Annotated in this window: 6 protein-coding genes and 1 pseudogene; 3 read left to right on the top strand and 4 right to left on the bottom strand. The window is 70.6% G+C overall.

Features of this window, described 5'->3' with window-relative positions:
- Window positions 1-96 precede the first annotated feature (96 nt).
- On the bottom strand, window positions 97-1,641 hold the full coding sequence (locus KALB_RS07305; RefSeq protein ID WP_025355069.1) for an amino acid adenylation domain-containing protein: 1,545 nt from the start codon (window positions 1,639-1,641) through the stop codon (window positions 97-99).
- A gap of 155 nt (window positions 1,642-1,796) precedes the next feature.
- Between KALB_RS07305 and KALB_RS07300 the strand changes: the two genes are divergently transcribed.
- On the top strand, window positions 1,797-2,045 hold the full coding sequence (locus tag KALB_RS07300; RefSeq protein WP_025355068.1) for a phosphopantetheine-binding protein: 249 nt from the start codon (window positions 1,797-1,799) through the stop codon (window positions 2,043-2,045).
- A 44-nt stretch (window positions 2,046-2,089) separates the two neighbouring features.
- On the opposite strand, the gene KALB_RS07295 is transcribed toward KALB_RS07300, so the two are convergent.
- Both KALB_RS07295 and KALB_RS07290 read right to left on the bottom strand, forming a co-directional pair.
- Window positions 2,090-3,028, bottom strand: a complete 939-nt coding sequence (locus KALB_RS07295) for an ACP S-malonyltransferase (RefSeq protein WP_025355067.1) — start codon at window positions 3,026-3,028, stop codon at window positions 2,090-2,092.
- Window position 3,029: 1 nt separating this feature from the next.
- Complete coding sequence (locus tag KALB_RS07290; RefSeq protein ID WP_025355066.1) at window positions 3,030-3,932, bottom strand: proline iminopeptidase-family hydrolase; 903 nt, start codon at window positions 3,930-3,932, stop codon at window positions 3,030-3,032.
- Between the two features lie 282 nt (window positions 3,933-4,214).
- Between KALB_RS07290 and KALB_RS07285 the strand changes: the two genes are divergently transcribed.
- Window positions 4,215-5,417: a cytochrome P450 gene (locus KALB_RS07285; protein WP_025355065.1), complete on the top strand. Its 1,203-nt coding sequence runs from the start codon at window positions 4,215-4,217 to the stop codon at window positions 5,415-5,417.
- 299 nt (window positions 5,418-5,716) lie between these two features.
- The gene (locus KALB_RS07280; RefSeq protein ID WP_025355064.1) at window positions 5,717-6,820 is read left to right on the top strand and encodes a nucleotide disphospho-sugar-binding domain-containing protein; all 1,104 of its coding nucleotides are present in this window, start codon (window positions 5,717-5,719) and stop codon (window positions 6,818-6,820) included.
- Here the strand turns inward: KALB_RS07280 and KALB_RS07275 are convergent.
- Window positions 6,821-12,643 (bottom strand): annotated as a pseudogene (locus KALB_RS07275) (beta-ketoacyl synthase N-terminal-like domain-containing protein); the annotation flags it as partial.
- Window positions 12,644-12,661: the final 18 nt, after the last annotated feature.

Genomic DNA, 12,661 nt, shown 5'->3' with positions numbered 1-12,661 from the left:
CGCACATCTCCGATCGCATAACGCCGGAAGTTGCACAAAATCGGTACCCAAGAAATTACTGCCGACCCGCACCACATTCCCACCCCTAGTTCACCCCTAACAAACAGTGAGCAGGTCGGCGGCCCTGGCCCGCAGAACCCCGCGGTCGACTTTCCGGTTGGAATTGAGTGGGAACTGTTCGAGGTGGTGGTAGCGGCGTGGAATCATGCGCTCCGGCAGCACCTCGCGCAGTTGTCGCACGAGTCCCGCGGGCGGGGTGTCCACGCCGGTGTAGAACACCACCAGTTCGGCGGACTCGGCGCGGGTCACCGCCACCGTCACCGCGTCCTGCACCCCCGCGCAGCCGCGCAGCGCGTGGTCGATCTCGGCCAGTTCCACCCGCCAGCCCTGCACCTGGACCTGGGCGTCCATCCGCCCCAGGTAGGCGAGTTCGCCCTCGGCCACCCAGCGCACCCGGTCCCCGGTCCGGTACCAGCGGCGCCCGCCGTGCTCCAGGAACCGGCCCTCGTCCTCCGCCGGGTCGAGGTAGCCCCTGGTCAGCTGTGGTCCGGTGACGCACAGCTCGCCATCGGCCCCCTCGGCGACCGGCCGGTCCTGGGCGTCGATCAGCAGCACCTCGTGCCCGGGGTGCGGGGCGCCGATCGGCACCACCCCGTTCACGGCAAGCTTCGGGGACACCGCTTCCGACCAGCGGTGACCGGTGATGGTGATGGTCAACTCGGTGGGCCCGTACAGGTTCTCCACCAGCGAGCCGGGCGCCGCGCGCTGCCAGTCGGCGGTGTCCTGGCACTGCAGGGCCTCGCCCGCGAAGAAGCTCCAGCGCAGGCCCGGCAGGGTGCCCGCGCCCAGCCCGCCCATGCGGCGGACCAGCGAGATCGCGCTGGGCGTGGCGAACCAGACCGTCACGCCCTGGTCCAGCAGGAACCGCGGCAGCTCGCGGTAGGCCAGCGGCGGCACCCAGACCAGGGTGGCGCCCGCGCCCCAGGCGCAGAACAGGTCGAACATCGCGCAGTCGAAGTTCAGGTCAAACGTTTGCGAGAACACGTCCTCGGGGCTGAAGTCGTAGCGCCGGTCGAGCAGGTCGAAGTAGTAGGTGGTGCTGTCGTGGCTGATCGGCACCCCCTTGGGGCGACCGGTCGAGCCGGAGGTGAACAGCAGGTAGGCCGGGTCCGAACCGCGCGCGGCCCGGGGCCGGTCCAGGGCGTGCGCGGCCGAGGGCAGGGTGCTGCCGGGCGGCCGCTCACCCTCGGGCACCTCGCCGACCAGCAGCACCGGCACGTCCGCCCCGGGCACCGCGCGCAGCCCGGGCAGGTCGGCGACCAGGGCGCTGACCTGCGCGGAGTCGAGCATCTGCCGGGTCCTGGCCGCGGGGAAGTCCGGTTGCAGCGGCACCACGGCGGCCCCCGCGTACAGGCAGGCCAGGATCGCCACGTAGGAGTGCACACCCCGCCCGGTGAGCACGCCGACCGCCCTCGGCGGGTCGGGGCAGGCCGCCAGCAGGGAACCCGCCCAGGTCAGCGCGAGCTCGTGCGCGGCCCGGTAGGTGATCGACTCCTCGGCCACGCGCACCGCGTCCCGGTCCGGGCTCACCGCGAGCCCGCGCAGGAACCGGGCGTGCAGCCCCAGTTCGGAGTTGTCCACGAATACCCCCAACAATGGTGTGCGAAATTGACCCGCCAGCATTCCGGCGAGTTCTTCTCTGATAGCGGAATTATCGGCTCATCGTGGCCATTTTCATGCTAGCGTCGATTCAGCATCCCCGATCAGTGATATTCGCGCATCCACTGGGAGTCATCATGTGGGACCCACAGTTCGAGCAGATCCTCCGCGACTACCTGCCGTTCCTGTCCGCGGACGAGCCGCTGACGGAGGACATCAACCTGCGTGAGCACGGCCTGGACTCGCTGGCCATGGTCGAGCTCCTGGCGAACCTGGAGAACGCCTTCGCCGTGCGGTTCGTCGACGAGGCGCTGAAGCTGGAGACCTTCCAGTCCCCCGGCGTGCTGTGGTCCACCCTGTCCGGGCTCACCGCGGCCAACGCCTGAGGACCAGCCGCGGCCCGGCTCCCGCTGGGGGCCGGGCACGGGGTTCACACCGCCCGCGCGGCGAGCACCGGCCGCCGGGGCCGCATCGCCAGCCTCGGGTCCACCGCGACCACCGTGAAGGCGTTCCTGGTGACCTTGACCCGGCCGAACAGGCTGTCCACCCCGCAGACGTGCACGGTGTCCACGCCCTGCTCCCGCAGCGAGGCGACGACCTCCGGCCAGCACAGTGCCCGGGTGAACCCGTCCAGCAGCAGCGTGCGCATGCCCTCGGCGCCGCGGATGACCGTGCCGTCCTGGTCGGCGATCACCGGTAGCTCCGGGTCGGCGAACTCCAGGCCGGTGAACAGGTCCCGCTCCACCTCGGCCCGCAGCGGGGCGAAGGCGGCGCAGTGCATCGGGGGCCGCATGGTGTACAGCGACAGTCCACCGGCCGAGCGCAGCCGCTGCTGCAACCAGTCCACACTGGACTCAGGCAGGCTCAGCATGTAGAAGTCCTCGTCCACGTAACAGGACACGTCGTTCCACTCCCCGCGCGCGTCCAGCTCGGCCCGCACCTCGTCCAGCAGTTCCCTCGGCGTGCGGACGAACGAGTGCGTGACCAGGTCGGTCAGCTCGCGGGAGAAGAAGTCCTCCATGTGGCGGGCCAGGCGTGCGGTCAGCAGCACGGTGTCCGCGAAGGACAGCGCGCCGGAGTAGGCCACCGCGGACTTCGCGCCGAAGCTGGCCCCGGTGCAGTACTGCGGGCGCAGGCCGAGCGCGTCCTGTGCCCAGTGGGCCAGCGCGACCGAGTTGACCAGGAACGCGACCTGGGCGTATTCGGAGTAGTCGCCCTCGGTCTCGCGGAAGCGGTCCACCAGCGAGTAGCCCAGTACCTCGTCGGCCTGCGCGACCAGTCGCCGCGCGACGGCGTTGCCCACCATGAACCGGCCGACCTCGGTGAAGTCGGCGGGCCCCATACCGGGGAAGACCACGGCTCCGGCCATCTCAGCTCAGCCCCTTCAGGTACTCGACCAGCACGGCGGTGAACTTCTCCGGCTCCTCCAGGTGCGGCACGTGGCTGGACTGCTCGAAGATCTCCCAGCGCACGTCGCCGATCAGGTCGGCGTAGGGCTGCACGGTGGCCGGGGTCGCCTCGTCGTGGCGGCCGGAGATCAGCAGCGTGGGCACCTCGATCCGTTCGCACAGGTCGATCACGGAGAAGTCCTTGAGGCTGCCGATGACGTGGAACTCGGTCGGCCCGTTCATGGTGAAGTAGACCGTGGGGTCGTTGTAGATCTCCATGAACGAGGCCGTGTAGTCCGCGGGCCAGGGCAGGATCCGGCACACGTGCCTGTCGTAGAACACGCGCATCGCCTGGAAGTACTCGTCGCTGTCGGTGGTCCCGGCCGCCTCGTGACGCAGCAGGGTCTGTTGCACCTGTTCGGGCAACTGCGCCCGCAGTACCGCCATCTCCTCCAGCCACAAGGGCATCGAGGCAGGCGAGTTCGCGATCACCAGTCCGCGCAGGCCCTTCGGCCGCCGGGCGGCGTGGCTCGCGGCGAGCATGCCGCCCCAGGACTGGCCGAACAGCACGTACTGCTCGGTGATGCCCAGGCCGCGCAACAGGTTGTCCAGTTCGTCCTGGAACAGCTGCACTGTCCAGAAGTCGGCGCCGCGGTCGGGCAGGTGGCTGGAGCCGCCGTTGCCCAGCTGGTCGTAGTGCACCACCGGCCAGCCCGCCTCGGCCAGCGCTGTCAGCGCGAGCAGGTAGTCGTGGGTACTGCCCGGTCCGCCGTGCAGCACGACCACCGGGGGCCGTCCGCAGTCGAGCCGACCGGTGACCCGGTACCAGGTGCGGTGCTCACCGAACCGCAGCGTTCCCTTGGCGCTCGGGGCCAATGCCGCCATGTCCACCACCTCACCAGCGATGTACGTTGTCGCAAAACGACTGTTCCCCAGGTGCGGGGTCTCCAGCACCGGCCAAGCTACCGGCCGTGCGCGGCCCGCGGACCCCTAGCGCTCCCCCTAAAGCCCCCCTGTGGCCAGGTCTTTCACGTGGTCGGGGTGGTTCGTATCCAGACGGTGGGACCCGTTGCCCGGTGATAGGGGTGCGGCAGGGGTGGGGTCCGGCAGTAGCCTCCGAATCAGAACCATTGCCAGCACAGGGAAACCTGGGGACAGGACTCCGCCATGACCAATGCCGAGGCACCGGCCTTCCCGATGCGCAGGGCCTGCCCGTACAGCGAGCCCGCCGAGTACGCCAAGCTCCGCACCGACCAGCCGGTCTCCCAGGTCACCCTCGCCACCGGGCGCAGGGCCTGGATCGTCGCCAGGTACGAAGACGTGCGCAAGCTGTTGCTGGACCCCAGGGTCAGCTCCGACCAGGCCAAACCGGGCTTCCCGCACCACGTGCACATCCCCGAGGAGATGCTCGCCCACCTGTCGATCCCGTTGGCGGGCATGGACGCCCCGGTGCACACGGCGCAGCGCAGGATGGTGCTGCCCGAGTTCACCGTGGCCAGGATGCGGGCGCTGCGCCCGCGCATCCAGGAACTGGTCGACGAGTTGGTCGACGCGATGCTGGCGGGCGAGCGCCCGGTGGACCTGGTGCGCGCGCTGGCCACTCCGGTGCCCTCACAGGTGATCTGCGAGATGCTCGGTGTGCCCTACGCGGACCGGCACATCTTCGAGACGGTCACCGAGCTGATCCTCGACCACAACACGGCCCCGCAGGACCGCGCCGCGGCCGACGGCCAACTGGTCGCACACCTGGACAAACTGGTCACCGCGGCCGAGGCCGACCCGGGCGACAACCTGCTGGGACGGATGATCGTCAAGAACCGGGAGACCCCGGTCTTCGACCACGCGGGCATGGTGGGCCTGATCAGGATCCTGCTGATCGCCGGGCACGAGACCACCGCGAACATGGTGTCGCTGAGCGTGTTCGCCCTGCTGGACCGGCCGGACCTGCTCGCCCAGCTGCGCGAGGACCCCGACCTGACCCCGAAGGCCGTCGAGGAGCTGATGCGCTTCTTCAGCATCTCCGACCACGTGACCTGCCGGGTGGCCACCGAGGACCTGGAGATCGACGGGGTGTTGATCCGCGCGGGCGAGGGCGTGATCGCGCTCAACGGCTCGGCCAACCACGACGAGTCGGTGTTCACCGATCCCGACGAGGTGGACTTCCATCGCGAGGCCCGCCACCACGTGGCCTTCGGCTACGGCATCCACCAGTGCATCGGGCAGAACCTCGCCCGGCTGGAGTTGGAGATCGTGCTGAACACGCTGATCGCCCGGCTGCCCGGCCTGCGGTTCGCGGTACCGCCGGAGGAGCTGTCCTTCAAGTACGACGGGGTGATCTACGGCATGCACAGCCTGCCGGTCACCTGGTGACGCGTCGGTTCCCACATGGCTAGTGGCGCGTCGCGCGTCGTTGACCTGGTATCCGGTCCGGGCCGAGGCTGCGGTGCCATGAAAGTGCCGTTCAGGACATCCAGTGTCCTGAACGGCACTTTCATGACACGGCCCGCGTCGGCGGGCGCGGCTGGGTGGTCGCCGGCGAGACACGGTCAAGGTTCCGAGGCGAGCCACTGGCGCGGTGTCCAAGCCCCTCGTCGGGCGCCGGACACCGCGCTAGGCTGCACGGCGTGAGCTTTCCTCACACCGTGCAGCCGGAGCAGTGTGGAGAACCGATGCGAGTGCTGATCGTGTGCTTGTCCGCGCACGGCCACCTGTTCCCGATGATCTCCACCGGCTGGGCGCTGCGCGCGGCCGGGCACGAGGTGCTGATCGCCACCTGCGGCGGGCTCACCCCGGTGGAGCGGACCGGGCTGCCCAGTGTGGACCTGGCGCCCGGGTTCAGCATGGCGATCCCCGAGGGCATGGATGTGCGGCGATCGGCGGCGCCGCCGATCGCCGAGCAGGAGTGGGCGGGCTTCTTCGCCTTCACCGCCGAGGTAATGGCCGAGGGCCTGGCCGCACTGGTGGGGTCCTGGCGGCCGGATGTGCTGCTGCACGAGGAAACCCTGTTGATCGGCTCGGCGGTCGCGATCGGCGCGGGCGTGCCTTCCGTGGCGCACGGGCTCGGGCTCGCGCACGGACTGGCCGAAGTGGACACCCTGTTCGAGCCGCAACTGCCGCTGTTCAGTCGGTTCGGGGTGCACGGCCTGCCCGAGCCCACCGCCGTGATTGACCTGAGCCCGCCGAGCATGGGCTCCGTCCCCGGCGGCTGGCCCATGCGGTACGTGCCGTACAACGGGCCGGGCATGTTGCCGGAGTGGTTGCTGGACAACGGGGATCGCCCACGGGTGGCCGTCACACTCGGCACCTTCAACCCCTACCTGACCGGGGTGGGCCCGGCCGCACGGGTGGTCGAGCTCGCCGCGGAGCTGGACGCCGAGTTCGTGCTGGCACTGGGTTCGGTGGACACCTCGTCCCTGGGCCCGTTGCCGCCCAACGTGCGGATCAGCGGCTGGGTGCCGTTGCACGCGTTGCTGGCCACCTGCTCCGCGGTGATCCACCACGGCGGCACCGGCACCACCATGACCGCGCTGGACGCGGGCCTGCCGCAGCTGATCATGCCCGCGGACGCCGATCAACCACTCAACGCCGAAGCGGGGTTCCGGCGCGGGCTGGCCCTGGTCTCCCGTTGCGAGCAGCTCGGCGCCAAACAGGTCGGTGACCTGTTGCGGGACCCCGACCTGCGGCGGGCTGCGGCCGAGGTCCGCGCCGAGATGCACGCCATGCCCGCGCCCGGCGAGGTGGCCCAGCGGATTCTCGGGCTGGTGCGGGGCTGATCACCGGCCCCGCAGCCACTGGTCGATCGCCTGCGCGGTGCTGGCGGCCTCGGACTCCACGATGCTGAAGTGGTCGCCGGCCACCTCGACCAGGTGGTGCGGGGCGGCCCAGCCCGCGCGCCAGTCCTCGCTGTCCGGGTTGGCGGTGATGGACCGCTCGGGGCGCACGAACAGCACCGGGGCCTTGGTCGGCCCCGGCTGGTAGCCGTTGAACAGGTCGATGTAGCGGGCCATCGCGGACAACCGCGCGCTGTCGAAGTGGCCCAGCGAGTCCTCACGGTCGAACAGGCCCGCGAGCATCTGGCCGAAGACCCCGGTGCTGGTGTCCATGGTGGGCAGGTAGGTGTCCAGCAGCACGACCCCGGCCAGCGGCAGGCCCTCGCCCTCCAGGTAGAGCGCGGTGGCGTGGGCGAGCCAGCCGCCCGAGGAGTACCCGAGCAGCGCGAGCGGCCGGTCCCCCGCCTCGGCGCGGATGCTCTCGCCGAGCACCTGCGCGACCGCCGCGTACGTGGACGGCAGGCTCTCCCCCGAGGCGAAACCCGGTGTGGGCAAGGCGAACATGTCGCGCACGCCGCGGAAGTGCGCGGCCAGTCGGGCGTGCTGGTGAACCCCGCCGGTGGCCATCGGCGTGCAGAGGCAGGCCAGCACCGGGCCGTCCGGCCCCGTGCACAGCCCGACCGGTTCGGGCAGCCGGTCCAGCCCCGCGCTGGAGTCGAACTCGGGGCGCAGCCCGGCGGCGGCGCTGAGCAGCGCGAACCCGGGCTTGAGTCGGTCGGCCAGCACCGCGTCGCGGAACAACGTGGTCAGCGAGTCGGGTGCGACCGGGGCCCGTTCGACGGTGTCGGCCAGTTCGGCGCGCAGCACGCGGGCCAGTTCGGCGGGGCTGCGGCTGTCGAACACGACTGTCGCGGGCAGCCGCAGGCCGGTGCTCGCGTTCAGTTCGTTGCGCAGCTCCGCGGAGGTCAGCGAGTCGACACCGGCCTCCAGGAAGCCCTGCTCCGGGTCCACCTGCTCGGGGCCGCTGTGCCCGAGAACCCTTGACTGGATGGCGCGGATCAAGTCGAGCAACACCTGCTCCTGTTCACCCTCGGACAGTTCGGACAGCCTGGCCCGCAAGGACTGTGCGTCGGCCTTGCTCGCACCGGAGGCGCTGCGCCGTGCCGGGGTGAGCAGCGAGCTGAAGATCGGTGGGAGGGCGTCGGCGGGGGCACGCAGGTCCAGTTTGATCGGTACCACCGCCGGTGCGCCGAGTGCGACCGCGGCGTCGAACAGCTCAAGCCCTTCCTCGGTGGACAAGGGGTGCACGCCGCTGCGGGACATCCTGGTGCGGTCCGCCTCGCTGAGGCCACCGGTCATGCCGCTGCTCTCGGCCCACAGGCCCCAGGCCAGCGAGGTAGCGGGCAGCCCCTGTGCGTGCCGGTACTGGGCCAGCGCATCCAGGTACGCGTTGGCAGCGGCGTAGTTGGCTTGTCCTGGCGTGCCAAAGGTTCCGGCGGCCGAGGAGAACAGTACGAAGTGGGTCAGGTCCCCGGCGAACTCATGCAGATTCCAGGCCGCGTCCACCTTGGGCCGCAAGACGGTGTCCAGGCGTTCGGGTGTCAACGAGCCGATCACCCCGTCGTCCAGCACACCCGCGGTGTGCACGACGGCACCGACTGAATTTTCAGTCAGTAGGGCCCGAACGGCCTCACGGTCGGCAACGTCGCAGGCCAGGACCGGACGGCCCTCGACGGTTCCTCCGCCCCGGCTGACCAACAGCAGGTTCCGCACGCCGGAGTCGAGCAGGTGCTTGATGACGAGCCTGCCCAGGGTCCCCGTGGCGCCGGTGACCAGCACGGTGCCGTCCGGGTCCCAGGCGGGCACCTCACCGGTGGCCCGCACGCGAGCGAGCCGGGCGGCGAGCGCCTTGCCCTGGCGCAGCAGCAGTTGCGGCTCACCTGACGCCACAGCTCCCGGCAGTGCGGCAGCGGACTCGTCCTCGGCATCCAGGTCCACCAGGACGATCCGGTCGGGGTGCTCCGACTGCGCCGAGCGGACAAGCCCCCACACCGCGGCACCGGCCAGGTCCACGGTGTCCGCGCCACGCGTGACGACCACGAGCTTCGCCGACTCGAACCGCTCCTCGACGAGCCATGCCTGTAACACCGCGAGCACTCGGTTCGTCGCCGTGCGAACCGTGTCGCCCGCACATGGCAGCACCACGTAGTCGTTTTCCCCCACGGAGTCCAGGTCAGCACAGCTGTCGACCCGGACAGCGGCCGACTCCAGCGCGACGCCCACCTTGAGTTCGTCGGTGCCGAGCACGGCCCAGCGCGCGGCCGGATCGGCCGCAGGCGCGGCGATGGGCGTCCACTCCACGTGGAACAGCGAGTCCGGGCCGCTGGCACGGGTCGCGGCGAGCTGATCGGCGGAGATCTCCCGCAGCGCCAGCGATCCGACCGTGGCCACCGGCGCTCCCATCCCGTCGGCGATCACCAGCCGAGCCGTGCCAGCGCTGGTCGGCGTCACCTGCACGCGCAGGTTGGACGCACCGGTCGCGTGCAGTTCGACCTCGCTCCAGGCGAACGGCAGCGCGATCCGGTCGCTGGCCGCATTGCTGAGCGTCACGGTGTGCAGGGCCGCGTCGAGCAGGGCCGGGTGCACGCCGAACGCGTCCACCTCGGCGTCCTCGGGCAGGCCCACCTCGGCGAACACCTCGTCTCCGCGTCGCCACGCGGCGCGCAGCCCACGGAACAGCGGACCGTAGACGAGTCCAACGCTGGCCATGTCCTCGTACAACTCGCCGGTGTCGATCGGCTCCGCGCCGGAGGGCGGCCAGTCGGTCAGGCCCGGCGCGTGCCCGCCGGTCCCCACACCGAGCACACCGTTGGCGTGTCTGGTCCACTGCCCGTCGCCGAGTCGCGAGTGGACGGTCACGCTCCGCTCGGCCGAATCGCCCGCCGGGCCGACCGCGACCTGGAGCTGGACCGCCCCGCTGTCGGGCACCGCCAGCGGGGCCTCGATCGTCAGCTCGGAGAGCAGGCCGCAGCCGACCTCGTCACCGGCCCGGATCGCCAACTCGACAAAGCCGGTGCCGGGGAACAGCACCGTGCCGCCCACGGCGTGGTCGGACAGCCATGGGTGGGTGCTGGTCGACACCTTGCCGGTGAGCAGCAGGCCACCCGTGTCGGCCACTGCCACGGCCGCACCGAGCACCGGGTGCCCCAGTTCGGCCGCATCGGGTTCGTCGGCCCGGAGCCAGTAGCTCGCCCGCTGGAACGGGTACGTGGGCAGGTCCGTCCGGCGCCCGCCCGCGAACAGGGTCGGCCAGTCGACCTCGCCGCCAGCGGCGTGGACCTGCCCGAGCGCGGTGATCACTGCTTGGGCCTCACCACGGTTCTTGCGCAGCGCGGACACGAACGTGCCCTCCGCGCACTGCTGGGCCATGCCGGTGAGCACACCGTCCGGCCCCAACTCCAGGAACGTCGTGACACCAAGGTCTTGCAGGCGGCGCACGCCGTCGCAGAACCGGACCGCCTCGCGAACGTGCCGCACCCAGTACTCGGGAGCGCACAGCTGGTCACCGGCCACCGAACCGGTCAGGGTCGACACGATCGGAATCCTCGGCGGGCGCAAGTCCAGTGTGGACACGATCTTGCCGAACTCGGCCAGCATCGGATCCATCAACGGGGAGTGGAACGCGTGCGAGACGACCAGCCTGCGCGACTTGCGCTCCGCGAACCGCTCCACCACAGCACCGACCGCGTCCTCGTCACCGGACAGCACAACGGAGTCCGGCGCGTTGATCGCCGCGATACCGACTCGCGCGGTCAGGTGCGGGAGGACCTCGTCCTCGGTGGCCTGGATGGCGACCATGGCACCACCGGGCGGCAACTCCTGCATGAGCCGACCGCGTGCGGCCACCAGCTTCGCCGCGTCGGCCAGCGACAGGACACCGGCCACGTGCGCGGCCGAGACCTCACCGATCGAGTGCCCAGCCAGGTAGTCCGGCGCGAGGCCCCAGGACTCGACGAGCCGGAACAGTGCCACCTCGATCGCGAACAACGCGGCCTGGGTGTACCGGGTCTGGTCCAGCAGCTCCGAACCGTCGAAGATCACCTCGCGCAACGGCAGGTCGAACTCGGCGCACACCTCGTCAAAGGCCTTGGCGAAGGCGGGAAAGGACTCGTACAGCTCGCGACCCATCCCGGCGCGCTGAGCGCCCTGGCCGGTGAACAACACCGCCAGCTTGCCACCGGTGCGGGCCACACCGCGCACGAGGTTGGCGGACTTGCCCCCGTCCGCGAGCACGCGGAGTCCGCTGAGCAGCTCGGCTCGATCAGCGCCGAGGACCACAGCGCGGTGCTGGAAGGCCGATCGCGTGGCCACCAGCGAGTAGCCGACGTCCAGCAGGTCCACCTCGGGGTCTCCGTCCACTTGGGACGCGAGGTGGGCGGCTCGCTCGTACAGCGCGGACTCGTTCTTGGCCGACAGCACCCACGGAGTCACCGGGAGTTGGTCACCGGCTGGCAGTTCCGTGGCAGTAGGGGCTTGTTCGACGATCACGTGCGCGTTGGTGCCGCTGATGCCGAACGAGGACACGCCCGCGCGTCGTGGGTGATCGGTGGCGGGCCACGGGACCTGCTCAGTGAGCAACCGCACGCTGCCCGCGGTCCAGTCCACGTTCGGCGAGGGCTTGTCCACGTGCAGGGTCTTCGGCACCACCCCGTGGCGCATGGCCAGCACCATCTTGATCACTCCGGCGATCCCGGCGGCGGCCTGGGTGTGCCCGATGTTGGACTTGATCGACCCCAGCAACAGCGGCTCGGCGCGATCCTGGCCGTACGTGGCCAACAGCGCCTGCGCCTCAATCGGATCACCCAACGTGGTACCGGTTCCGTGCGCCTCGACCACGTCGACCTGGTCGGCGGACACCCTGGCGTTGGCCAGCGCCTGGCGGATCACCCGCTGCTGGGAAGGACCGTTCGGGGCCGTGATGCCGTTGGAGGCCCCGTCCTGGTTGATCGCCGACCCGCGCAGCAGTCCCAGCACCCGGTGGCCGTTCTCGCGGGCGTCGGACAAGCGCTCCAGCACCACCATGCCCACGCCCTCGGCGAAGCCGGTGCCGTCGGCGGTGTCCGCGAACGCCTTGCAGCGACCGTCCGGGGACAGCCCGCGCTGGCGACTGAACTCGATGAACGTGCCGGGCGTGGCCATCACGGTGACACCACCGGCCAGGGCGAGCGGACACTCCTTGTTGCGCAGGGCCTGCATCGCCAGGTGCAGCGCGACCAGCGAGGAGGAGCAGGCCGTGTCCACCGAGACGGTCGGGCCCTCCAAGCCGAACACGTAGGCCGCCCGGCCGGACACGAAGCTGCCGAACCCGTAGCTGCCAACGTAGTCGTGGTACATCACCCCGGCGAACACCCCGGTCTGACTGCCCCGCAACGCGGCCGGGTCGATGCCCGCGTCCTCCAGTGCGGACCAGGACGCCTCCAGCAGCAGTCGTTGCTGCGGATCCACCGCGAGCGCCTCGCGCGGGGAGATGCCGAAGAAGGTCGGGTCGAACTCCGCCGCGTCGTAGAGGAATCCGCCGCGGTTGACATAGCTGGTGTCCGGTCGCGAGGCGGTCGGGTCGTACACGCGGTCCAGGTCCCAGCCGCGGTCGGCGGGGAACTCCCCGATGCCCTCGCCGCCCTCGGTCAGCAGCGTCCACAGCTGCTCGGGGGTGGTGACGCCGCCGGGGTAGCGGCAGGACATGCCGACGATCGCGATCGGTTCCCTGCTCTCCGCGGCCAGTTTCCGGTTCTGCTCCCGCAGGCGCTCGGTCTCCTTCAGCGCGGCCCGCAGTGCCAGTACCAC

The sequence above is a fragment of the Kutzneria viridogrisea DSM 43870 genome, assembly GCF_000525635.1.
Classification (GTDB): Bacteria; Actinomycetota; Actinomycetes; order Mycobacteriales; family Pseudonocardiaceae; genus Kutzneria; species Kutzneria viridogrisea.
This window is presented reverse-complemented; position numbering and strand designations above follow the sequence as displayed.